The sequence below is a fragment of the Deinococcus sp. KSM4-11 genome, assembly GCF_004801415.1.
Lineage (GTDB): Bacteria > Deinococcota > Deinococci > Deinococcales > Deinococcaceae > Deinococcus.
The window spans coordinates 128,391-152,140 of record NZ_SSNX01000008.1 but is presented as its reverse complement, the minus strand read 5'-3'; the positions used below and the strand labels follow the sequence as shown (position 1 = coordinate 152,140).

Below are 23,750 nucleotides of genomic sequence, written 5' to 3'. Positions count from 1 at the left end.
AGCATGCCACCCCTTCAGGTCGGGCGGATGGGCGCGTAGGTGCTCTGCACGAAGCCGCTGGGGAACGACTGAGTGCGAACGTGACGTAAGGGCACGTCGGCGTCCAGCACGCCGAACAGCGGGCGGCCTGCGCCCAGCAGCACCGGAATCCGGGTGATGGTCAGTTCGTCGATCAGCCCGGCCCGCAGGAATGCCTGGAGGGTCTGTCCGCCGTCCACGTACACGCCCTGGGCACCGTTCAGAGCCGCGGCGAGCCCATCGACCGGGCCAGGGTGGACCTCCACCTGCCCGTGGAGATCCGGGGGCAGCCCGGCGGCCGTCAGGGTGCGGCTCAGGACGATCAGGCGCTTGCCCGCGTACGGCCACGGCCGGTAGTCGCGCACGGTGTCGAAGGTACCCCGCCCCATGACCACCGTGTCCACCCGCGCCATGAAGGCGTCGTAGCCGTGGTCTTCACCGGCGGGCATGGGCGGACTGTCCGGCTGTGCGCCCGGCAGCCAGTCCAGGGTGCCGTCGGGGCGGGCGATGAAGCCGTCAACACTGGCGGCGATGTACACGAGAAAAGCCGTCATGTCAGCCTCAGATGCTGCCCAGGAAGCGGTCGCGGTGCACCACGTAGGCCAGTCCCAGCGTGCTCAGGGTGGCGACGAGGCTGCTCAGGCCGTAGCTGATCATCGGCAGGGTGATCCCGGTCAGCGGCAGCACGCTCAGGGCCGCGCCAATGTTCTCGATGACCTGAAAGCCGATCTGTCCGAGCACCCCGGCGAACAGCACCTGATCCTGCAACCTCGGGGATTCCATGGCCATGCCGGCCAGCCCCCAGAACAGCGCGCCATACAGCAGCAGCACGGCCAGCGCGCCCACGAAGCCCTGTTCCTCGGCCCAGGTGCTGAACGCGAAGTCCGTGTGCGCCTCGGGCAGGAAGCCGTTGTGCGACTGGCTGCCCTGCTTGTACCCCTTGCCCTGCAGGCCTCCACTGCCGACGGCGATGGTGCTCTGGATGACCTGATACCCAGCGCCGCGGGGATCCTGGTACGGGTCGATGAAGATCGTCAGGCGTTTCTGCTGGTACGGTTCCAGGTGCGGGTACAGCACCGTGGGCACGGCCACGCCCACCGCCAGCAGGGCCAGCAGAGCGTGCCACCAGGGAATGCGGGCGGCGAGCAGCATCACGCCCAGGATGACGCTGAGCACCATCGCCCCGCCGAAGTCCGCCGTGACGACCAGGCCCACGGCGGGCAGGAACACCGCGAAGGCCCGCAGGTAGGTGCTGAGGCCCCGGTAGCCACTTTGCAACGCGACGGCCAGCATGAGGATCAGGCTGAACTTCAGGACCTCCAGCGGCTGAATCTGCACGGGCCCCAGCAGAATCCAGTTCTTCTGGCCGTTCACCTCCTTGCCGATCACGAAGGTGCTCGCCTGGAGCAGCAGCGCGAACCCGTACAGGTAGGGCGCGAAAGCATACACGCGGTCGCGACCCGCCCACAGCAGCAGCCCAATAGGAGCGGCGGCCAGCAACACACCCAGCATCTGCTTGGTCAGGATGCCGCCCGCCGCGCCGGGGGCCAGCGCGGCCGTGCTGACGGTCATCAGGCCGACCACCAGCAGCGCCGCGATGATGAACGGAAAGCGCAGATCGTATTTCACAAAGAACCCCAGGCCAGCACAGTCACCCGCCCAGGCTACGGCTTGGGCAGGTGAAAGAGGTTAGCGAGGTTGGGGAGCGCTGTGGGCGCTCAGCGCGGACGGGTCGGCGTGCCGCGCTCGTCGATCGGGATGTTCGCCATCAGGACGACCATGTCGCCGCGCTGCTCGATCTCGATGCTGCTGTTCCCGGTCGGGAAGTACCTTTTCACGACCTCCAGCAGGTCGTTGCGCAGGGCATCGACCTTGCCGGGCGGAATCTGGGCGCGGTCGTAGGCGAGCACCAGTTCCAGGCGGTCTTTCAGGGTTTCCTTGGTGCGGCCCCGCTTCATCCAGGAGAACATCTCAGGCGCCCCCGAACCAGCGGCGCAGGGTGGCCATGAACCCGGCATCGTCGTCGAACTTGGGGTACGGCACGTCTTCCCCCTTCAGGCGCCGGGCGGTATCCATGAAGGCCATGCCGGCGCGGGTCTTGCCGAGCACGGCGGGCTCGCCCACGTTGGTCGAGACGATGATGCCCTCGTCCTCGGGCACGATGCCAATCGGTTTGACGCCCAGGATGTCGAGGATGTCGGCCTCCGAGAGCATGTTCCCGGAGGCGACCATCTTGGGCCGCAGGCGGTTGATGACCAGCCGGATCTCGCTGACCTGCTGCGCCTCGAGCAGTCCGATGATGCGGTCGGCGTCACGGACGCTCGACACCTCGGGGTTCACGACGACCAGCGCGCCCTCGGCCGGGGCGGCGGCGGTGCGGAACCCGGACTCGATGCCGGCCGGCGAGTCGATCAGGATGCGGTCGAAGCCCTCGTTCGCGACCAGATCCCGGACGACGCCCTTGAAGACCTCGGGATCCAGGGCGTCCTTGTCGCGCGTCTGGCTGGCCGGGAGCAGGTACAGGTTCTCGACGCGCTTGTCGCGGATCAGCGCCTGGCTCATGCGGCACTTGCCTTCCAGCACGTCCACCAGGTCGAAGACCACGCGCGACTCCAGGCCCATGACGACGTCGAGGTTGCGCAGGCCGACGTCCACGTCGATGACCGCGACCTTCTCGCCCAGCTTGGCGAGGGCCGCCCCGATGTTCGCGGTGGTCGTGGTCTTTCCCACGCCACCCTTGCCAGATGTGACGACAATGACCTTCGCATTCATGATGTCGGGCAGTGTACCGCGTCCGCAGCGGAGGGGGCCGCGCCGGTCTAAGCGCCCGTCGGGGTGCGTGATTCGGTGGCTGGTGCCTGGGGCGACGCGGGCGGGCGCAGCAGCAGCCGGTCGATGCGCGGGCCGTCCATGTCCATGACCTCCAGCGTCCAGCCCTCGATGTCCAGGACCGTACCCACCTGTGGAAAGTCGCCCAGCACGGCGAGCACGTACCCGGCCAGGGTGCTGAAGTCCTCGCGTGGCAGGGCGGGCAGGGGCAGCACCCCGCGCAGGTCGTGGATGGGCAGCGCGCCGTCCGCGAGATACGAGCCGTCCTCGCGGCGCACCAGCCGGCCATCGTCCGGCAGGGCCGTGTCGGTGCCGGAGAATTCGGACAGCAGATCGGTCAGGCTGATCAGGCCGCTGAACGCCCCGTACTCGTCCACGACCACCGCGAGGCGCGTGCCCCCGCGTTCCAGGCGGGTCAGGGCGTCCTCCGCCCACGCGCCCTCGGGCAGGTAGAGCGCAGGGCGCACCAGCGCGGCCAGTTCCTGCTGACCCTGCACGGCGCGCAGCACGTCCAGCACCGTCAGGAGTCCGCTGATCTCGCCTGCGTGATCCCGCACCGGGTAGGTGTCATGCCCGGCCGCGAGCACCTGCGCGGCGACCTCCGGCGTGCCGGACGTCAGGGAGAGGGTCACCGCCTGTCCGCGCGGCGTCATCAGGTCGCGCACGCGGCGGTCGTTGAAGCGCAGCACGGACGAGATCCGCGCCTGCTCGGTGTGTTCGAGCGATCCGCTCTGCGCGGCCTGCGAGACCACGGCCCGCACGTCGTCCTCGGTGATCACCTCGGGCGGCTGCCCCCGGATGCCGAGCAGTGCCAGCAGGCCGCGCGTAGTCACGTCCAGCAGCCACACGACCGGCCGCGCCACCCGGCTCAGGCCCGCGAAGAACGGCGCGACCCGCGCGGCGAGGGCCTCGGGGTTTCGTAGAGCGATGTTCTTCGGCGCGAGTTCGCCCAGCACCAGCGACAGGAACGTGACCAGCAGCACGACCGCCACGCTGGCCGCCGCGCCCGCCGAATCGCCCAGAACGGGACGCAGCAGGCCTTCCATATAACTCGTCAGGGTGCCGCCGGCAAATACGGCGCTCACCGTGCCGATCAGGGTGATGCCGATCTGCACGGTCGCCAGAAAGGCGCCCGGCTCCCGGCCCAGCGCGGCGGCCGCGCCCGCGCCGCGCTCGCCACGCTGAGCCGCCGCCTCCAGGCGCGAACGCCGCGCCGACACGACGCCCAGTTCAGACGCCGAGAAAAAGCCGTTCAGGATGAGCAGCAGCACGAGAATGCCGAATTCCAGCAGAGGATTCCCCACGTAGGGGAGTGTACGGGGAGCAGGTTCACGGCATCGTGTTCCTCAAGATTGCGTCTGGCCCTGTAACCTGCCTCTCTCCCCTGCCCGCCCCCGCCCTGTACACTGTCCGGCTGGAACCGCCGCGCCCCCGCATGACCTGCGGGTGCGGCGCGCGGGATAAGGAGGAACATGACGGACGTGACGGTACAGCCCCCGCAGGCGGGCACTCAGACGGGGCGGCGGGTAGGCTTTATTTCGTTGGGCTGCCCGAAGGCGCTGGTGGACAGCGAGCGGATTCTGACCCAGCTGCGCTTCGAGGGGTACGAGGTCGCGCCCAGCTATGAGGACGCGGACGCCGTGATCGTGAATACCTGCGGCTTCATCACCCCGGCGGTCGAGGAGAGCCTCAGCGCCATCGGCGAGGCGCTGGAAGCGACCGGCAAGGTGATCGTGACCGGATGCCTGGGCGAGCGCCCGGAGAAGATCATGGAGCGCCACCCGAAGGTCGCGGCGATCACGGGATCCGAGGCCGTGGACGACGTGATGGGCCACGTGCGCACCCTGCTGCCCATCGAGCAGGACGCCTTCACGGGCCTGCTGCCGGTGGCCGCGCCGGGCATGCGCGCCGGGGCGGAACAGCCCGCGCGCGAGGACACCCGGCATGGCGACGTGTTCGCGCCCAGCGTGAAGCTCACGCCCCGGCACTACGCGTACGTGAAGATCGCGGAGGGCTGCAACCACACCTGCTCGTTCTGCATCATTCCCAAACTGCGCGGGTTGCAGGTCTCGCGGGACGCGGGCGCGGTGCTCTACGAGGCGTACCGCCTGATCGCCGGGGGCACCAAGGAACTGATGGTCATCTCGCAGGACACCAGCGCGTATGGAGTGGACGTGCGTTACCGCGAGTCCGAGTTCCAGGGCGAGCAGGTCCGCGCCCACCTGACCGATCTGGCCGTGAAGCTGGGCGAGATGGGCGCGTGGGTGCGGATGCACTACGTATATCCGTACCCGCACGTGGAGAAGATCGTGGAACTCATGGCGCAGGGCAAGATCCTGCCGTACCTGGACGTGCCCCTCCAGCACGCCAGCCCGAAGATCCTGAAGTCCATGCGCCGCCCCGGCGCCGGCAAGCAGCTGGACACCATCCGCCGCTGGCGCGAGATCTGTCCGGACCTGGTCATCCGCTCGACCTTCATCGTGGGCTTTCCCGGCGAGACGGAAGCCGACTTCCAGGAACTGCTGACCTTCCTGGAGGACGCGCAGCTCGACCGCGTGGGGGCGTTCACGTACAGCGCTGTGGACGAGGCCGACGCGAACGCCCTGCCTGATCCCGTGTTGCAGGACGTCAAGGACGAGCGGCTCGCGCGCTTCATGGAGGTCGCGCAGCGCATCAGCGCGGCAAAACTCGCCGGGAAGGTCGGCACGGTCATGGACGTGATCGTGGACGAGTTCAACGACGACGAGGACGACCAGCCGGGCACCAAGCTCATCGGCCGCACCAAAGGGGACGCGCCGGGCATCGACGGGCAGGTGTACCTGAGTGCTGGCGAGCTGGCCGGGCAGGTGAAGATCGGGGACATCGTCCGGGCGCGCATCGAGGACAGCGACGAGTACGACCTCTACGGCGAGGTCGTGGAGAAACCCGAGTGGACGCCCAACGTGCCGCAGCTGGGACATTTCGGAGGGCACTGAGCGAACCAACGCACACGGAAACGCCCCGACCGTCGAGTGGTCGGGGCGATTCCGTGCGGTCAGGTGTCAGCAGCGGCCGAGGTACAGGGGCCGGGGGTGGCCGGGCGGACGGCGTGGTACGTGCGGGCGCGGGCGGGGCGGCCGGGGCGGCACGGGAACGGCGGGAGCGAACTGGGCGGGGCAGTCTGTCATGGTTCACCTCGGCAAGCGGGAGTGGGTGGGGCCCGGGGGCGGCCTGTACCCGCAGTGTGCGGCGCGCGTGTGACTGCCCGGTGACCGCGCGTGTGAGCTTTTCCGCGAACCGGTGCTGCCCCCGCCGGGGGAATACGGCGGTCAGTTGACGCTCCGCGGCCGCTTGGTCATACAGCAGTCACACTCGGGAAGGGTAGCCAGGAAAATGCGTCCAGGGCGGCCTCCGTGACGCGCAAGCTCTCTGTAAGGCGCGCCGGCCTACACTCCCAGCGTGACTCCCGACGTCCTGATCGTGATCTTTGCCGGAGTGCTAGGCCTGCTGGTGGGGTCGTTCTCGAATGTGCTGATCTGGCGGCTGCCGCGCCATGAGAGCATCGCCTTTCCGCCCAGTCACTGCCCGAACTGCGACCACCGGCTGGCCGTCATCGATCTGGTGCCTGTGTTCTCGTGGCTGTCGCTGGGCGGCAAGTGCCGGTACTGCCGGGCCCCGATCAAGACCCGCTACCCGGTGGTGGAACTCCTCACGGGTCTCGGCTACGCCGTGATCGCGCTGCTGTTTCCGCCGCTGACCGTGGGCTGGGGCGCGCTGGGCCTGATGATTCTGTTCACGCTGCTGCTGGTGGGCAGCGCCATCGACCTCGATACCTTCACCATTCCCGATGAACTGACGCTGCCGGGCGTGGCACTGGGCCTGATCTTCAGCTTCCTGAACGGGCGTGCGGGAGTCGGCACCCTGCCGGATTTCGCGGGCGCGGTGCAGGGCGCGCTGCTGGGAGCCGGGCTGCTGGTCGCCATCAACCAGTTCGGGTCGTGGGTGCTGCGGCGCTTCCGGGAACGCGCGTACCCGGAACTGCCCATCGGGTACCAGCAGATCAGCCTGGGCCTGCTGGCGGGCGCGTGGCTGGGGCCGTGGTGGGGAACGGGCGTGGGCCTGCTCTCCGCCCTGGTGAACCTTCTGGCGCGGCGCGTGATCCGCATTCCGGAATGGCTGACCCTGGGGGGGCTGCTGGTCAGTCTGGTGCTGGGCAGCGCGGGCACCGGCCCCGGCATGATCCTGATGGTGCAGGGCGCGCTGGCCGCCGCCGGGGGCGTCTCGCTGGTGGCCGGACTGTACTGGTGGCTGAAGCGCGAACCGGACGCCGAGGCAGACGGAGTGGCCGTGCCGGAGGAGCCGTACGACGCCTCGGCCATGGGCTTCGGGGACGTGAAACTGGCGGCCGTGATCGGCGCGTTCCTCGGCTACCAGTGGCTGCTGGTGGCGCTGGTCGTGGCCGTGTTCGCCGGAGCGATCCTGGGCGTGGCGCAGCTCGCCATGAAGCGCGAGAACCGCGTGAAGTTCGGCCCGTACCTCGCGCTGGGCGCGGTGATCGCCCTGATCTGGGGTGAGCAGTGGGTCAGCAGCTACCGCTCCATGTTGGGCGTGTAAGGCACTGGTTTTCCCACGCTCCCAGACCACACAAACAGGAGGCCGGATCGACCCGGCCTCCTGCTTTCATCCGTACCTGCTTTACATCATCTTGGCGATGGCGGTACAGCTGATGCCGGCGTCGGCCGGCGTGCCAGCAGCGTCGCTGGCAGTGTGGATGTTGAAGTACGTGGCGCTCATGACGTCGGCTGCCGCCACGCTGCCCGTCAGGGTGAGCATGCCCATGGCGTCGCTCATGCCGACGATCTTGCTGGACATGATCGGCGTGCCGCCACTGGCGCAGGCGTCCGTACTCGCGGCGCCCTGCAGGTGGTAGTGCGCGACGTAATAGGTGTTCGGGGCGAGGCCCATGACCTTGGCAGTGGTCATGACCATGTTGCCGCTGTGCGACACACTGACGGTGCCGCTGGAGTTCAGGGCATTGCCGGCGGGCTGCTTGCCCAGGGTGTAATCCGTGGGTTTGGCCATCATGGACATGGAGCACGCGCTCAGGGCCAGGGCCAGCATGGGAACAGCCAGTACTTTGAACATAATTGACCTCCAGAAAGGTGGAAACGGTGACGTCTGGCAGTGTGGTCTGGCCCACATGAGCCGAGTGTTGCCACGGTTGCTTTGTGACGGGTTCCTGAACGTTGCGTACAGGTGCGCCGACCAGCAACGGGTTCAGCGGCGATCCACCCAGGCGTGCACAATGAGATGTCTCGCCGTCCCCGACCCGCTCTCCTGCCACCACGCCCGCGAGGTTCACATGTCCTCTGGCCTCACCTCACCGCCGGCACCCGATCTGGACGACCTGTTCGCCCGCCAGCTCGGATGGCGCTGGGCGGCTGCCCAGACGGGTGCTGCAGAGCGGCAGATCCTGCTGCGCCGCCTGCATGACGCCGTCCGTTCGCACCGCCGCTCCCTGCTCGACGCCCTGCACAGCGACCTGCACAAGAGCCGGGCCGAGGCTGAACTCACCGAACTGCATCCCGTGCTGGAGGAGATCGCGCACGCCGTCCGCCACCTGCCCGCCTGGATGACCCCGCGCCCGGTTCCCACACCCCGCTCGCTGCTCGGGGTACGGAGCAGCATCCAGGCCCAGGCGCGCGGCGTGACGCTGATCCTCAGCCCCTGGAATTATCCCGTGAATCTGTCGCTCTCGCCCCTGGTCGCGAGCCTGGCGGCAGGCAACACCGTGATCCTGAAGCCCAGCGAGAAGGCCCCGCGCACGGCCCAAGCCCTGGCCGACCTGATCCAGAGCACCTTCGATCCCCTACTGGTCACGGTCGTGCTGGGCGACGCGGAGGTCGCCCGTGCCCTGACCACGCTGCCTTTCGACCACATCTTCTTCACGGGCAGCGGCGCGGTGGGCCGTGAGGTCATGCGTGCCGCCGCCGCGAACCTGACCAGCGTGACGCTCGAATTGGGCGGCAAGAGCCCCGCCCTGATCGACGCCTCGGCGGATCTGCCCGTGGCGGCCGAGCGGATCGCCTACGGGAAGCTGATGAATGCCGGGCAGACCTGCGTCGCACCGGACTACGTGCTGGTGCCGGCCGCATCGCGTGACACCCTCGTAGACGCCATCAAGGACGTGATTGCCCGGCGGTACGGGGAGCCGGGCCGGGTACGCGCCGGGCCAGATTACGGGCGGATGGTGGACGCGCCCAGCGTCGAACGCCTGGAACGCCTCACACGCCAGAGCGTGACCCTGGGTGCCCGGATCGCGCTCGGGGGGGTGTTCGATCCCGCCGGACGCTTCATCTCCCCCACGGTCGTCACGGACGTCACGCCGGACATGCCGCTCATGCAAGAAGAGCTATTCGGCCCGGTGCTGCCGATCCTGACCTACGCCACGCTGGACGAGGCGCTGGACTTCATCCGGCAGCGCGACCCACCGCTGGCGCTCTACGCCTTCGCCGAGGACGCCCGCGCGCTGGCGCGGATCCGGGCCCAGACGACCAGCGGCGGTCTGGTGCTGAACGGCACGGTCATTCACCTGAGCAACCCCAATCTGCCCTTCGGCGGGGTGGGCCCGAGCGGCACCGGCGCCTACCACGGCGAGCACGGCTTCCGCACCTTCAGCCACCTGCGCGCCGTGCTGCACGAACCACGCCGCAGCCCCGTACGCCTCTCGTACCCACCCTTCGACCGGCCCCTGCTGCGCGCCGTGACGTGGCTGATCCGGCAGACCGAACGCCTGAGCGGCCCGCGTGGGTGACCTGGTCCTCACGGCGGCGATCACCGCCGGCGGACAATCCAGCCGCTACGGAAGCGACAAGGCCCTGGCCGTGGTGGATGGCCAGACTCTATTGGAACACGTCGCCGCGAGCCTGGAGAGGTGTGGGGGCAGGTTACTGATCGCCCAGCCCGGCAGGTACGCCCTGAACGGCTGGCGTCAGGTGCCCGACACCCGCCCCGGCCAGGGCCCGCTGGCTGGCCTGGAGGCCGCGCTCAGGGCCGCCCCGCCCGGCTGGGTGGCCTTCGCGGGCGTGGACACGCCGCATCTGACCCCGGCGTACTGGACGGCCCTGGCTGGCGCCCGCACGCCAAACGCGCTGGCGATCCTTGCGCTGGACGGTGAGCACAGGCCGCAACCACTCGCAGCGCTGTACCACACGGCGCTGTCACCACACATCACGGCGCTGCTCGACGCCGGGGAGCGCCGGCTCAGGCTCGCCGCGCCGGAGGGACAGACGGTGTTCGTTGCCGGGCTTGACGCCCGATTCTTCCGGAACGTGAACCGGCGGGAGGATCTGACGGACTGAGGCCTTGCCCTGGCGCTGACTTGAGCGTGTCGGATCTGTGCTCCTTCTCTACACTCCGGTGATCCGAAGGTTTCCTTGAAACAGACCGTCCCCTTCCTGTTCAGCATGACGATGCTGCTGGCCTCTTGCGCTCCGACCACGGCGCAGACAGCCTCGGGGCCGCAGACGATCATGGTTACCGGTGGCGCGGGCTACACGCTCGCCACCAAGCTGCCGGTCGAGCAGCTCAATGCACAGACGCCGGACGAGACCGCGATGACCTTCACGGACTGCCAGGGTGGGGCCGTGCGCGCGGCCGACGTCCGGAAGTTCGGGGCCGAGGTGGCGCTGAAAGCCTGCCAGCAGGCCATCCAGAGATCGGCCGACGTCCAGAACGGCCTCCTGACGGTTCACCTGATCCTGCTCCCCGTGACCATCGTCGTCGGCTATTTCGCCGTCAATGTGTTTGCGTGCCTGTTCTCGTTCAACGCGAACTCTCCGAGTTGCAAATAAAGACCACCGTCTCTCAGCGCCACTGCTCTGGCAGGCCGTAAACGTGCCACAGGGCGGCCACCCGGTTCACGATCTCGGGTGACATGGTGATCTTCGGCGGCCACGGGCGCACGAAGCCCTCCTCGGGCAGCTTGCGCGCGCCGTCCCACGCGAGCAGGTGGCCCTCGACCCACACGTCGCGCTCGGCGTCGATGTTGTTCAAGATCGTCCACCACACGTCCTGGAGATTCTGCACGTCCGTCTCGCCGTCGGCGATCAGCAGGTGGCGGATGCCGCGCGCGGCGGGGTGCGCGGCGAGGGTGGTGGCGAGGTCGCGGGCCTGACCGGGCCGGGTCTTGTGCAGCGCGACGAACCAGTAGCCGTCCTCCGTCTGCCGCTGGGCCAGCACGCCGTCGAACGTCGGGAGGTCGGTGCTGGCGCGAGGCTGGAAGGTCTCTGGCGCGAGGTCTCCCGCCTGCTCGTCGCGGGAACTGGCCGCGCTCCCGACTTCCTCCGGCCGCTTGGTGGTCGCGTCGATGATCAGCTTGCCGCCGTAGCCCCAGCCCCGGCTGCTGTGGTCGAGCACGTCGATGGGGCCGCGCGTGGTCAGGGTGTCGCGGCCCGGTACAGCTTTCCGGGTGACCTCACGCCACACGGCGTCGAACTCGCTGACCTTCACGTCCTCGTCTACCACCACGATCACCTTGGCGAACATCATCTGGCCCAGGCCGAAAAGGCCGTTGGCGACCTTGTACGCCTGCCCTGGATAGGTCTTCCGGATCGACACGACCACGAGGTTGTGGGCGACCCCGGCGGGTGGCATGTGGTAATCGACGATCTCGGGGATGATGAGCTGCGCGGCAGGCAGGAACAGGCGTTCGGACGCCTCGATCAGGTACGCGTCCTCCATGGGCGGGCGACCCACGATGGTCGCCGGGTAGACGGGGTTCTCGCGCATGGTGACGGCCGTGACGTGGAACTGTGGGTACAGGTCGGGCAGGGTGTAGAAACCCGTGTGGTCGCCGAAGGGCCCCTCGACCACCCAGTCCTCGGCGGGATCGACGTAGCCCTCAAGGACGAATTCAGCGTTGGCGGGCACGTCCAGATCGACGGTGATCCCCCGCACCACGGGATAGCGCTGACCGCGCAGGTATCCCGCCAGGGCGAACTCGTCCAGGCCGGGCACGGGCGGCAGGGGCGCCGTCGCCGCGTAGATCAGGGCCGGGTCGCCGCCGATGGCCACGGCGACCTCCAGCTTCTGCCCGCGTGCCTTCGCCTTCTCCAGGTGCCGCGTGCCGGTCTTATGCCGCTGCCAGTGCATGCCGGTGGTGTTCCGGCCCATGACCTGCATGCGGTACATGCCCATGTTCCGCTCGCCCGTCTCCGGATCTCTGGTGATCACCAAGGGCAATGTGACGAAGGGGCCGCCGTCGAGCGGCCAGCACTGCAGCACTGGGATCCTGCCCAGATCGACCTCATCGCCGCGCCAGACGACCTGCTGCACCGGGGCGTGGCGCACGCGGCGTGGGGGGAGGTTCATGGCGTCACGCAGCTTGGTGACGTTGCTCAGGAGGCCCAGCCGGCTGCCCCCCCCGGACAGGTCGATCAGGTTGCGCACCTTCGCGGCGAGATCGTCCAGATCCCTGACCCCCAGCGCCAGGGCCACCCGCTCCCGCGTGCCCAGCAGGCCGATCGCGACCGGGTAGGCGCTGTCCAGAACATTCTCGAACAGCAGCGCGGGGCCGCCTCTTTTTACCAGGCGGTCGGCGATCTCGGTGATCTCCAGATCGCGGCTGACCGGCGCCGTGACGCGCACGAGTTCGCCCCGGTCTTCGAGCAGGCGCATGAACGAGCGGATGTCCGGGAAGGCCATGCCCGGAGTGTAGGGGCGCGGGGGCGGGGCAACCGTACCGCTGGCGTAGATCGCGGCGGGCGCCGGACTGGACTCGTCAGTTGACAGATTTGGTACACTAATACGTTGTGGGGTGGACGTCCCCATTGTCACAAGGAGCCCTATGAAACACCTGATCCTGATTTCCGCCCTGGCCCTCGCCGCCAGCTTGAACGCCTCGGCCGCCACCGCGCCCAGCACCCTGACCCCGGGCGTACTGAAGATCGGTATGGAGGGCACCTATGCGCCCTTCACCTACAAGGACGCCGGCGGCACCCTGACTGGCTTCGACGTGGACATCGCCAGGGCCGTAGCTGCCAAGCTGGGCCTGAAGGCCGAGTTCGTCCTGACCGAGTGGAGCGGCATCCTGGCCGGGCTCCAGGCGAACAAGTACGACGTGATCGTCAACCAGGTCGGCATCACCGCCGAGCGGCAGAAGACCATCGGCTTCAGCGCGCCCTACGCGTACTCCAGCCCGCAGATCATCGTGAAGAAGGCCGGCAGCTTCGCACCCAAGACGCTGGCCGACCTCAGCGGCAAGCGCGTGGGCGTGGGCCTGGGCAGCAACTTCGAGAAGCAGCTCCGTGACGCGGGCGGCATCAACGTGGTCACCTACCCCGGCGCGCCCGAGTACCTCGCGGATCTCGCGGCCGGCCGCCTGGACGCCGCGTTCAACGACCGCCTGCTGGTCGGGTACCTGATCAAGTCCCAGAACCTGCCGGTGCGTGGCGCGGGCGTGATCGGCGATCCGGAACCCGTCGGCATCGCCATGAAGAAGGCCAATACCAGCCTGAAGGCGGCCGTGGATCGGGCGCTGCTGCAACTCAAGGCTGACGGCACGTACGCGAAGATCAGCCGCCAGTGGTTCGGGCAGGACGTCAGCAAACCCTGAACCGGGCCTGAGCCCTGCCGGTCGCCCCTCCCCGCACACTGGGGAGGGGTGAACCCTGTCCCCCCGGAGACGCCATGAACACCGAGCAACTGCAAGTGGTCGTGCACAGCGCCGTCCAATCCCTGCCGACCCTGCTGGCCGCCACGCCGGTCACGCTGGGCTTCGCGCTGGCCGCCATGCTGCTGGGCCTGCCGCTGGGCTTCCTGGTGGCCCTGGCACGGCTCTCGCGCTTCGCGTTCCTGCGTGGCCTGAGCAGTCTGTTCGTGTCTTTCATGCGGGGCACGCCGCTGCTGGTGCAGATCTTCGTCATCTACTACGGCCTGCCCAGCCTGGGCATCACCCTGAATCCGGTGGCGGGCGGCATCATCGCCCTGACCCTGAACGCCGCCGCGTACCTCTCGGAAACGATCCGTGCGGCGATCCTGAGCATTCCCAAGGGGCAGCGGGAGGCGGCGACCAGCCTGGGCCTGAGCCCCTCGCAGACCATGCGGCTGATCGTGCTGCCGCAGGCCGCGCGGGTGGCGCTGCCCAGCCTGAGCAACACCCTGATCGGGCTGGTGAAGGACACGTCGCTGGTCAGCGTGATCACGGTCGTGGAATTGCTGCGCAGCGCGCAACTGGTGATCGCGCGCACCTTCGAGCCCTTCGGGCCGTATCTGGCCGCCGCGCTGATCTACTGGGCCATCAGCAGCCTGCTCGAACTCGTGCAGCGTGCCCTGGAACGCCGCTTCGCCCGCGGGGGCTGAGGAGGGCTGCACCTTCCGGTGGACGTCACCTGAGCCGTTCATGAGTACGGTTGACGCATGACCCAGGTCGACCTGCTGGCCCCGCGTGACCCATCCGCCCCCGTCCAGGTCAGGGTGCCGGAACGTCCGGCCCGCGCCGCCTTTCCCCTGCTGGCGGCGCTGGGCCTGGGGCTGGCCGCGCACCTGCTCACGCAGGGCGCGGGGGTGGGCCTGAATCTGGCGCTGCTGACCGTCCTGTTCGGCGGCGTGGGCGTGTGGGGCGCCGCGCGCAAGGGGGCCGCACCCAGTCCGGAAGGCCTGACCCTGCTGGGCGTGGCCGTGGCCTTCGCCGTGGGCTTCACGCTGCGGGGTGTGCCCCCGGGCCTGGCGGCGCTGGACAGCCTGGGCCTGCTGACCGCGCTGCTGCTGGGCGCGGCCTTCCTGCGCTTTCCTGGCCTGTCTGGCGCGGGGGTGGGCCACCTGGTCGGGGCGCTGTTCACGGCGGGCCTGCGGCTCGCGTACGGCCCGCTGGCGCTGCTGGAACGCTTCCCCTGGGCGCGCGTACAGCCCCGGCAGGGCGGCGCGGTCACGCGGGCCGGGATCGGGGTCGCCCTGACCCTGCCGGTGTTGCTGGTCTTCGGCAGCCTGCTGGGCCGCGCGGATCAGGGCTTCGGGAGCCTCCTCTCCCGCCTGTTCACCTGGAATGTGGACGGCGTGTTCCAGAGCGGCTTCACGCTGGCCCTGTGGGTGGCCTTCGCGGGCGGCCTGCTCTACCCGGCGGTGCTCAGCCTACGGCCCACCCTGATCCCGGACGTGACTGCCCGCCCCCGGCTGGGGCTGGTCGAGACCGGCCTGCCGCTCGGCGCCCTCTCGGCGCTGTTCGTGGCCTTCGTGGTCACGCAGCTCCCGTACTTCCTGAGTGGCGGTCACCTGCCGGACGGCCTGACCTTCGCCACATACATCCGCCAGGGATTCGGAGAGCTGATGACCGTGGCCTTCCTCACGCTGAGCGTACTGCTGGGCGCGTTCGCGTTGACCCGCCCGGACGTGCGTACCGGACTGGCGTACCGGCTGCTGAACCTCGCGGTGCTGCTGCCGTTGGCGCTGGTGATCCTGAGTGCCGCGAACCGCTGGCGGCTGTACACGCTCGCCTACGGCCTGAGCGAGATCCGCGTGCTGGGCGCGGCCTTCCTGATGTGGGTGGTGTTCACCCTGGCGTGGCTGGCGCGCGGCCTGTGGCGAGGCGACGTGCGGCACTTCGCGTTCCCGGCGCTGCTTCTGGGTTACTCGGTGCTGCTGGGTACCACGGCCCTCGACCCGGCCGCGCTGATCGCCCGCGTGAACGTGCACCGCCAGACGGCCAGCGTCACGAACGACCTGAGAAGCTCGCCGCAGCGGGCCGACGTGCTCGAACTGCTGCGCCTGGGGCCGGGCAGTGTGCCGCTGATCGTCGCCAACCTGGACGTGCTGACGCGCGGCTCCGCGACCGGGTTCCGGCAGGTCGTGATCGACGACCTCCACGACCGCTACGACGCCGTGCCCGGCCTGCGTGGGTGGAATCTCGCCTCGGCCCGCGCGCATGCCCTGGTGCGGACGCTCCCGCCCAGGAGCCCGAACCCCGTCCGTTCGTCCGACTGACCCTCCTGGCCCCGGACGCTACCCTGCGTTCCATGACCTCACCCATTGCGCGCATGCAGGCGGCGCTGGCCGCCACGACCCTGGACGGCTGGCTGGTGTACGACTTCCGGGGCCTGAACCCGCACGCGGCCACGGTGCTGGGGATGCCGTCCGGAGCGTTCCTGACCCGCCGGTTCTTCGTGTGGGTGCCGCGCGAGGGGCAGGCCGTGGTGCTGCACAACCACATCGAGGGCGGCACGTGGCGCAGCATCACCCAGGACTGGGGAGCAGAGCTGCGGCCCTTCGGGGCCCACGCCGAGCTGGACGAAGCGCTGCGCGGCGTGGTGGCGGGAAAGCGCGTGGCGATGGAATACAGTCCTGGCGGTGAAGTGCCGTACGTGGGCCGTGTGGACGCCGGCACCCTGGAGCGCGTGCGGGCAGCGGGCGCGGCCGAGGTGCTGACCAGCGCCGACCTACTGCAGGCGTTCCTGACGTGGTCGCCGGACGATCTGGCCGCGCACCGCCGCGCGGTGGATGTGCTGATGGACGCGAAAGACGCCGCCTTCGAGCTGATCCACGACCGCCTGAAGGCCGGCGAGCCGGTCACGGAACTGGACGCGCAGGCCGTGATCATGGAGCGCATCGCGGCGGCGGGCATGGACGCCGGGCATCCCGTGAACGTGAGTTTCGGCGTGAACGCCGCCGACAGCCACTACGAGCCCAGCGCTGAGCTGCACGCCACACTGAAGCCGGGTGAATGCGTGCTGATCGACCTGTGGGCACAGGAACCGGGACGGCCCTTCGCGGACGTGACATGGGTCGCGCATGCGGGCCAGCCGGATGCGGAGTATGCAGACGCCTGGGCCGCCGTGGCCGGAGCGCGCGACGCTGCATTGAAGGTGATCCGGGACGCCTACGCGCAGGACGGCTGGGGCCGCCTTCAGGGCTGGATGGGCGACCGCGCGGCGCGCGACGCGATGGGCGGAACCTGGAATCCGTACTTCCTGCACCGCACCGGGCACGACCTGGGCGTCACCATCCACGGTGCGGGCGCGAACCTCGACGATTACGAGACGCACGACACCCGCACCCTCACGCCGGGCCTGTGCGTGACCGTGGAACCCGGCACGTACCCCGCCACGAAGGGATTCGGCATTCGCAGCGAGGTGGACGTGTACCTCGCGCCGGATGGGCCGGAGGTCACCACGCCCATCCAGGCACGGCCATTCGTGCTCGGGGTGGGCGAGTGGGCCGACGTCCGGGCCGCCGCGCTGAACCGCTGACAGCGGTGTTCCATTCCACCCAGGGGTCAACGGCACCCCCTGGGCTCCACCCCAACCGCTGTCGGTGACGGCGACTCGCTCTCTGCGAGCTCTTCCAGTCGGCTTGCCCCAGATCAAGTGAAGGTCAATACCTTCACTTGATCTGGCTGCCGCTTTGAGCGCTCATGAAGGCTTCCTGAAGCCCACGCCCCGGTAGGCTGTAGGCATGGCGAACCTCGGCTCCTCCACAGTCATGCTCACGGGGGCAGGCGGCGCCCTGGCCACCGCCATTGCCCAGGAACTGGAAGATGCTGGCGCGCAGATGGTGCTCGTCGGGCGCGGTGACTCCCTGGCCCGCGCCGCCGACCGCTTCCCCGCCACCGAAGTGCTCGACCTCGACCTGACCCAGGACAGCGCCGTCGATGAACTCCGCAAGGTGAAGGTGGATGTTCTGGTGCACACTGTTGGGGCCTTCGCCATGCAGGACGTGCAGAAGGCCACCACTGACGACTACCGCAAGATGTTCGACGCGAACATGCTCTCGCTGTTCCACGCGGTGCAGGGCGTATTGCCGCACATGCTCAAATCCAAGGACGGCCTGATCCTGGGGGTCAGCGCCGGACAGGCCGCCCGCATGACCGGCCCCAAGGCGGCCCTGTACACCGCCAGCAAGGCCGCCCTGAGCGCCTACATCCTGAGCCTGCACGACGAACTGAAGGCCAAGGGCGTGCGTGGCATGGTGCTCTACCCCATGGGGGCCATCGACACGCCCGCCAACCGCGACGACGGCCTGAAATGGGAGACCATGATCGACCCGCGCGGCCTCGCCAAGAGTGTGGCCCACGCCCTAACCCGGCCTGACCGCGCCCACATGACCGAGCTGAAGGTCTACCCGGACGAGGAGAAGTAGGGATACGCTTCAGGCCTTCGCCTCACCTTAAACATGGGAGGATGACACCACCGTGCCCTGTGCCCTGACCCTTTCACCGTCCGTGCGTCGCAGGCGATTTCATGCCTGAGCTGCCGACCCTCCTGACCTTCGCGGTGGCGGCCCTGGCGCTGCTGCTGATTCCAGGGCCGAGCGTCCTGTACATCGTGGCGCGATCCATGCAGCAGGGCCGCCGGGCGGGACTGGTGTCGGCGCTGGGCGTGCAGACGGGCGGGCTGGTGCACGTGTTCGCGGCCACGCTGGGGGTGTCGGCGCTGGTGCTGTCCTCTGCCCTGCTGTTCAGCGTCCTGAAATTCGCCGGCGCGGCGTACCTGATCTTCCTCGGGGTGCGCACACTGCTGGCCAGAGATGAGGTGGTGGACGTGGCCCTGCCGCCTGCCCAGCCGCTCTCGCGGATTTTCTGGCAGGGTGCCACCGTGAACGCCCTGAACCCCAAGACGGCCATCTTCTTCCTGGCCTTCCTGCCGCAGTTTGTGCACCCGGCGCGCGGGCCGGTGTGGATACAGACCCTCACGCTGGGGCTAGTGTTCCTGGCGCTCGCCTCGGTCAGCGATTCCACATATGCCCTGCTGGCAGGCAGCGTCGGCCGGAAACTGCGGGGGAACCGCCTGTTTGCCCGGCGACAGAAGTATGTGACCGGCGGGGTCTACGTCGCGCTCGGTCTGGGCACGGCGACGGTCGGCCACAGTTGAAGCGAACGCTGCAGGAGGATTTGTTGATCTGACAACGAATCAGATTTCATTCCCGAATCGAGGTACACAGGCACCACAGGGGCATCAAGACCGTTTCCCGGCCACGACTGGTACATGCCTCTCCTGCAGGCTCTATTCAGAAACGATATGAATGCCGGCGTCAGCCACGGCAGAGCATGGGCATGCACAGGCTTAAATCACCGCGTCTTCGTAAGTAAAACCGTACATTCGATATCAGGGGGAACCTATGACCCAGAGCGCCGTGACGCGTCTTTATCTGATGCAGGTTGGAATCATGCCCGAATACCACATCCCGATTGTCTGCTCTCTGGTGCAGACGGATGACGGCAGAAACATTCTGATTGATACCGGTTTGCCCGAGGTTCTGCCTGAAGAAGCATCGGATTTTAAGAATGGGCAGGACGTTATCGAGCAGTTGGCAGGCATTGGGTTGACACCGGACGATATCGATACGGTCATCTCGACGCATTACGATATTGATCACGCTGGAAGACACGCAGCGTTCACGAAGGCGAATTATGTCGTTCAGCGGGTGCATCATCTGGATGCGGCGACCAATCCGCGTTTTGCTCCTCTTCGATCCCAATGGGATCAGCCAGTGGAGCGCATTCGGCTGATAGACGGAGACACGGAACTGCTGCCGGGGCTGGAGCTGGTCGAGACGAGCGGCCACGTGCCGGGGCATCAATCGGTGGTGGTGCGACTGCCCAACACGGGGGCCGTGTTGTTGACGGTTGACGCGGTGCCCTTCGCCGTGGGGTTTACCCGTGAGCCGCAGGACGACGGGAGCAACCCAGACGCCGAAGCGGTGCGGGCCAGCACCATCAAGCTGCTCGATCTGGTAGAGCGCGAGCAGATCGGGCTGGTCATCTTCGGGCACGATACGGCGCAGTGGGAAGGGCTAAAGATGCTGCCGGCGTATTACGACTGAGGAGGCGAAGACCTGTGCTTCCCACTCCCTGCCTCTAGTCGGACTTCCGCTAGGCAGGTCTCGCTACCCCAGCATCGGCAATTCGTCTAGGCCGGCCAGCACTGCGGGGTCAGGCCCAGCCGCCCTCTGCCCCACCGCGCTCAGCTCCGTAAAGTTGAACAGATCGCCGTCGAGCAGGTGGCTGGCGTCCACGTTTGCTAGGGCGCGCAGCATGGTGTTCGAGCGGCCGGGCTGCTCGCGTTCCCAGTCGGCCAGCATCCGCCCCACGACCTCGCGTTGCAGGTTCGGCTGCGAGCCGCACAGGTCGCAGGGAATAATCGGGAACGCGCGGGCCAGCGCATAGGCCGCAATGGACGCCTCGGGCACGTAGGCGAGGGGGCGAATCACGACGTTCGTGCCGTCGTCGGACTGGAGCTTGGGAGGCATGGCTTTCAGGCGGGCGCCATGGAAGAGGTTCATGAAAAAGGTTTCGAGGATGTCCTCGCGGTGGTGCCCTAGAGCGATTTTCGTGGCCCCGATCCGGCGGGCGTGGGCGTACAGCGCGCCCCGGCGCAGCCGACTGCACAGCGCGCAGGTGGTCTTGCCCTCAGGCACCTTCTCCTTCACGACCGAGTAGGTGTCCTGGCGGATCACGTCGTGTGTCACGCCCAGGTCACGCAGGTGGCGCGGCAGCACCTCGACCGGGAAGCCCGGCTGGCCCTGGTCGAGGTTCACGGCGACGAGCTCGAAGTCGATGGGCGCCACACGCTGAAGGTGCAGCAGCACGTCGAGCAGGGTGTAGCTGTCCTTGCCGCCGCTCACGCAGACCATCACGCGGTCACCGGCCTCGATCATGGCGTAGTCGGCGATCGCCTGCCCGGCCGCGCGGACGATGGGCCGCAGCAGGGCGTCGGTGTGAGCGGTCAGCGGGCTGGGCATAGGAATTCCGCGGTCATGCTACTGGCTGGCGGCTTCTCATGCTTACGGTGGACGCACGGCGGGACGCGGCCGGGCAGACTGACGGCGTGTGGTTCTGTATGCGACCCCAGGCTCCCGAGGGTGACGTCCGACCGGACGGCTCACATGACCGCCCGGTAGAGTGGCAAGGGTGAAATGGCTGACCGGTCTGGGCGTCCTGCTGATGGTGGCGCTGGGCAGCGCGGGTGGCTTGTGGTATGCGTGGGGCCGCGACCTGCCCAGCGTGTCCGATCTGGACGTGCTGGAATTCAGCGGCCAGACGCGCGTGTACGACCGCACGGGCACCCTGGTCGGTACCCTCACGCCCAGCCTGGACTCGTCGGGCGGCGTGAACCGCAACCTCGTGCCGCTGGGCCAGATCGCCGCGCCGCTGCAAAAGGCCGTGGTGACCAGTGAAGACCGGCGCTTCTACGAGCATCACGGCGTGGATTACATCGGCATCGCGCGCGGGCTGCTCAAGGGCCTGCTGAAGAACGACCTGGAGGGGGGCAGCTCGATTACGCAGCAGGTCGTGAAGAACACGCTGCTGGCCGATCTGCACGCGGCCCGCACGCCGGAACGCAAGTTCAAGGAAGCTGTGCTGGCCTACCAGCTCGACCGCACCTACGACAAGCAGAAGATCCTGAACGCGTACCTGAACATCGTGTACTGGGGCGATGGCGGGCGCAGCGACATCGTCGGGGCCGGTACGGCCGCGCACGCGTACTTCCACAAGAACGCGGCGGATCTGAACCTCGCGGAGAGCGTCTACCTGGCGACCATCATTCCTGCGCCGAATCGCCGCTACAAGGAGTTCAAGGAATACCGCCCGCTGATGAAGGATCTGCTGGCACGCATGGTCGAGGACGGCCGCGTGACGCAGGCGCAGGCGAACGAGGCGTGGAAGACGCCGATCTACCCGGCGGGCTGGCGGATCGGCTGGAACGACGACGGCACGGTACGCAGCGCCATCCTGGAGCGCCCAGAACGCCTGCAGGAGAACATCACGGCCTTCGAGGCGCAGGACGGCCCGAAGTACGCATACCAGCATTATCTACAGGCGGTCGAGAAGGAACTGCTGCCGATCATCGGGCGCAAGGCGCTGTACGGGGGCGGGCGGATCGTGACCGGCATGAGCGTGCCCGCGCAGCAGGCGGCGGAGCAGGCCAGCCTGAACGCCCAGCTCCCGGACGGCGCGACCCTGGGGATTGCGCTGGTCAGTCCCGTGAACGGCGAGGTGCTGGCCCTGGTCGGGCAGAAGCTCACGGGCGGGCGGGCCAGCGACTGGAACAATGCCACGCAGGCGCGGCGGCAGGTGGGCAGTTCCATCAAGCCGCTGCTGTACACGCTGGCGCTGCAAAAGGGCTGGAAGCAGAGCGACACGGTGCTGGACTCGCCGCTGACGAACAACGACTACCAGCCGCAGAATTACGATGGCCGGTGGACCGGGCGCTACGTGACCATGCGCTACGCCCTGGACCACTCGCTGAACCTGCCGACCGTGCGGATCGGGCAGGAGATCGGCGTGCCGACCTTCGAGGCGAAACTGCGTGAACTGGGCCTCACCCCCCCCGATCAGGGTGGGCTCTCGCTGACCATCGGCACGCTGGAGGCCAGCCCCCTGCAGATGGCCGAGGCGTACGCCGCCTTCGCGAACGGCGGCCTGTACTACGCGCCCAGCCTGGTCCGCACGGTCGAGGACGCGCGTGGCAAGGTGCTATACGCCCGCCCGGCCCCCGCCGCGCACCGCGTGTGGGACGCCCAGACGGCCTTCCTGGGGCTGGACATGATCCGGGGCGTGGTGAACGACCTGAGCGAGTCGCAGGGAGGCCTGGCCACCCGCGCGCTGATTCCCGGATGGCCAGTCGGCGGAAAGACCGGCACCACCAACGACATCAAGGACCTGTGGTTCGCCGGGGTCACGCCGACCGTCGCGGGCGCCGTGTGGGTGGGCAAGCAGGATGGCGGCACACTGCCCACGTGGGCCTACAGCGGCGTGGTGCCCACCCCGGTGTGGCAGCAGGCGGTCGCCGGCGCGCTCCAGGGGCAAACGCCTGTCAGGTTTCAGGAGCCCGCCGGAATCGCGTACCGCACCATCCGGCAGGTGGACATGGCCTTCCGCACGGCCGAGGCCGATCAGGAACCCGTCGCCCGCGACGGCAGTGGGCAGCAGGGCGGGTTCTTCACGCGCCGCCGCCCGCCCGCGCCGGAGTCCACCCCCGCACCCGAACCGGCCGCCGCCACCCAGGACGCCACGCCGGATGCCAGCACCATCACCCCTGACCCGTCGACCGCTACACCCGTGGAGCCCGTTCCAGCTGATCCCACCTCGACCGATTCGACCGTGACAGACCCGGGCACCGTCGATCCAGGTACCGTCACGCCGGACGTCGCCCCAGCGCCCGACTCCACCCTGATGGACACCGCGCCACCGGCCGACACCGTGACTCCATCAACCGATACGGTGCCGGCGGACTCCGCGATCGTCGACGCCGCGCCGCCCGAAGCGCTGCCGACAGATCAGGGCACGACCGACCCATCGCCCGCGCCGAACACCGGTACACCCACGGAGTCCACGCAGGATCCCCTGCCGCCGGACGCCGTGCCCCCAGCCGATCAGAGCACGCCAGCGCCGACCAACGAAATCCCTCCCCTGAACTGAACGCAGGCGTGTATAGGCGCGGCCAGATGTCCAAGGAGTGATGTCACCGACCTAGGGCCGCCGAGCCTGCTCGACCATGGCGCTGGGCAGCAGGGAAAAGACTTCACTTGCCACACGGCAGCGTCAGTTATCGCTGCTGTGATTGGCAGGGCGGAGGCCGCCGTAGAGGTGTGAGGGCTTCCTTCTCTTGCTATGACCGTCACCCGCTCTGCCCAATCCACCCGCCTTGAGCAGGAGCCTTCCCCTGGACTCGACCTCCACCGTTTGGTCGTGGGAGGTTCCGCGTGCTCGTCCAGCAACGTGCGCTGACCACACCGCCCTGAATCACCAGCAATAGGCCAGCTGACCGGCGATCAGATGGCTGACGACAGCGTTAATTTCGAAATCGATTACATTTTTGCCTGTTGCGAGCCTCACGACGAATTTCCCCCAAAAATGAAGGTTCCGTAAGCAATTGGTAAGAACCTGATTCGTAGCGTATTTCCAGTTCTGGCCCGTGCCGACCAGAGCCGGA

The 23,750-nt window shown here is 68.2% G+C and carries 21 protein-coding genes; 13 read left to right on the top strand and 8 right to left on the bottom strand.

Features of this window, described 5'->3' with window-relative positions; all coding sequences use genetic code 11:
* Positions 1-14: 14 nt before the first annotated feature.
* The 5 genes from E7T09_RS18615 to E7T09_RS18595 all read right to left on the bottom strand — a co-directional run bounded on the left by E7T09_RS18615 (position 15) and on the right by E7T09_RS18595 (position 4,151).
* Positions 15-572, bottom strand: a complete 558-nt coding sequence (locus tag E7T09_RS18615) for a dihydrofolate reductase family protein (protein ID WP_136390691.1) — start codon at positions 570-572, stop codon at positions 15-17.
* Between the two features lie 7 nt (positions 573-579).
* Positions 580-1,647 carry an FtsW/RodA/SpoVE family cell cycle protein gene (locus tag E7T09_RS18610; protein WP_136390690.1) on the bottom strand — a complete coding sequence of 356 codons (1,068 nt, stop codon included), beginning with the start codon at positions 1,645-1,647 and terminating at the stop codon, positions 580-582.
* An 89-nt stretch (positions 1,648-1,736) separates the two neighbouring features.
* The gene (gene minE, locus E7T09_RS18605; protein WP_136390689.1) at positions 1,737-1,988 is read right to left on the bottom strand and encodes a cell division topological specificity factor MinE; all 252 of its coding nucleotides are present in this window, start codon (positions 1,986-1,988) and stop codon (positions 1,737-1,739) included.
* 1 nt (position 1,989) lies between these two features.
* Entirely contained in the window at positions 1,990-2,790 is an 801-nt protein-coding gene (minD, locus tag E7T09_RS18600; protein ID WP_136390688.1) for a septum site-determining protein MinD, read from the bottom strand.
* A gap of 47 nt (positions 2,791-2,837) precedes the next feature.
* Positions 2,838-4,151 carry a hemolysin family protein gene (locus tag E7T09_RS18595; protein ID WP_136390687.1) on the bottom strand — a complete coding sequence of 438 codons (1,314 nt, stop codon included), beginning with the start codon at positions 4,149-4,151 and terminating at the stop codon, positions 2,838-2,840.
* 168 nt (positions 4,152-4,319) lie between these two features.
* Between E7T09_RS18595 and rimO the strand changes: the two genes are divergently transcribed.
* Positions 4,320-5,822 (top strand): 30S ribosomal protein S12 methylthiotransferase RimO, encoded by a 1,503-nt coding sequence (gene rimO / locus E7T09_RS18590; RefSeq protein WP_136390686.1) that lies wholly within the window; start codon positions 4,320-4,322, stop codon positions 5,820-5,822.
* Between the two features lie 463 nt (positions 5,823-6,285).
* Entirely contained in the window at positions 6,286-7,440 is a 1,155-nt protein-coding gene (locus tag E7T09_RS18585; protein ID WP_136390685.1) for an A24 family peptidase, read from the top strand.
* A gap of 81 nt (positions 7,441-7,521) precedes the next feature.
* On the opposite strand, the gene E7T09_RS18580 is transcribed toward E7T09_RS18585, so the two are convergent.
* The gene (locus E7T09_RS18580; protein WP_136390684.1) at positions 7,522-7,971 is read right to left on the bottom strand and encodes a superoxide dismutase; all 450 of its coding nucleotides are present in this window, start codon (positions 7,969-7,971) and stop codon (positions 7,522-7,524) included.
* 217 nt (positions 7,972-8,188) lie between these two features.
* Here E7T09_RS18580 and E7T09_RS18575 point away from each other — a divergent pair, with 217 nt between their 5' ends.
* The 3 genes from E7T09_RS18575 (at position 8,189) to E7T09_RS18565 (ending at position 10,679) form a co-directional block, all read left to right on the top strand.
* Positions 8,189-9,640, top strand: a complete 1,452-nt coding sequence (locus E7T09_RS18575; RefSeq protein WP_136390683.1) for an aldehyde dehydrogenase family protein — start codon at positions 8,189-8,191, stop codon at positions 9,638-9,640.
* Positions 9,633-10,187, top strand: a complete 555-nt coding sequence (locus tag E7T09_RS18570) for a molybdenum cofactor guanylyltransferase (protein WP_370294080.1) — start codon at positions 9,633-9,635, stop codon at positions 10,185-10,187. Before E7T09_RS18575 ends, E7T09_RS18570 begins: the two co-directional genes overlap by 8 nt.
* A 75-nt stretch (positions 10,188-10,262) precedes the next feature.
* Positions 10,263-10,679, top strand: coding sequence for a hypothetical protein (locus E7T09_RS18565; RefSeq protein WP_136390682.1), 417 nt, complete (start codon positions 10,263-10,265; stop codon positions 10,677-10,679).
* Between the two features lie 13 nt (positions 10,680-10,692).
* Here E7T09_RS18565 and E7T09_RS18560 read toward each other — a convergent pair whose 3' ends face one another.
* The gene (locus E7T09_RS18560) at positions 10,693-12,531 is read right to left on the bottom strand and encodes a menaquinone biosynthesis decarboxylase (RefSeq protein ID WP_136390681.1); all 1,839 of its coding nucleotides are present in this window, start codon (positions 12,529-12,531) and stop codon (positions 10,693-10,695) included.
* A 142-nt stretch (positions 12,532-12,673) separates the two neighbouring features.
* Between E7T09_RS18560 and E7T09_RS18555 the strand changes: the two genes are divergently transcribed.
* The 7 genes from E7T09_RS18555 (at position 12,674) to E7T09_RS18525 (ending at position 19,638) form a co-directional block, all read left to right on the top strand.
* The gene (locus E7T09_RS18555; protein WP_136390680.1) at positions 12,674-13,441 is read left to right on the top strand and encodes a transporter substrate-binding domain-containing protein; all 768 of its coding nucleotides are present in this window, start codon (positions 12,674-12,676) and stop codon (positions 13,439-13,441) included.
* Between the two features lie 74 nt (positions 13,442-13,515).
* Positions 13,516-14,187, top strand: a complete 672-nt coding sequence (locus tag E7T09_RS18550; protein ID WP_136390679.1) for an amino acid ABC transporter permease — start codon at positions 13,516-13,518, stop codon at positions 14,185-14,187.
* 57 nt (positions 14,188-14,244) lie between these two features.
* Entirely contained in the window at positions 14,245-15,804 is a 1,560-nt protein-coding gene (locus E7T09_RS18545) for a DUF4153 domain-containing protein (RefSeq protein ID WP_136390678.1), read from the top strand.
* A 32-nt stretch (positions 15,805-15,836) separates the two neighbouring features.
* Entirely contained in the window at positions 15,837-17,066 is a 1,230-nt protein-coding gene (locus tag E7T09_RS18540) for a Xaa-Pro peptidase family protein (RefSeq protein WP_168734939.1), read from the top strand.
* 205 nt (positions 17,067-17,271) lie between these two features.
* Positions 17,272-17,955, top strand: a complete 684-nt coding sequence (locus E7T09_RS18535) for an SDR family oxidoreductase (RefSeq protein WP_136390677.1) — start codon at positions 17,272-17,274, stop codon at positions 17,953-17,955.
* Positions 17,956-18,056: 101 nt separating this feature from the next.
* Positions 18,057-18,686 (top strand): LysE family translocator, encoded by a 630-nt coding sequence (locus E7T09_RS18530; protein WP_136390676.1) that lies wholly within the window; start codon positions 18,057-18,059, stop codon positions 18,684-18,686.
* A gap of 247 nt (positions 18,687-18,933) precedes the next feature.
* A complete protein-coding gene (locus E7T09_RS18525; protein ID WP_136390675.1) occupies positions 18,934-19,638 on the top strand; it encodes an N-acyl homoserine lactonase family protein in 705 nt (234 codons plus the stop codon).
* Between the two features lie 63 nt (positions 19,639-19,701).
* Here E7T09_RS18525 and ttcA read toward each other — a convergent pair whose 3' ends face one another.
* The gene (gene ttcA / locus E7T09_RS18520; protein WP_136390674.1) at positions 19,702-20,556 is read right to left on the bottom strand and encodes a tRNA 2-thiocytidine(32) synthetase TtcA; all 855 of its coding nucleotides are present in this window, start codon (positions 20,554-20,556) and stop codon (positions 19,702-19,704) included.
* Between the two features lie 169 nt (positions 20,557-20,725).
* On the opposite strand from ttcA, the gene E7T09_RS18515 reads away from it, so the two are divergent.
* Complete coding sequence (locus tag E7T09_RS18515; protein ID WP_240741892.1) at positions 20,726-23,236, top strand: transglycosylase domain-containing protein; 2,511 nt, start codon at positions 20,726-20,728, stop codon at positions 23,234-23,236.
* Positions 23,237-23,750 lie beyond the last annotated feature (514 nt).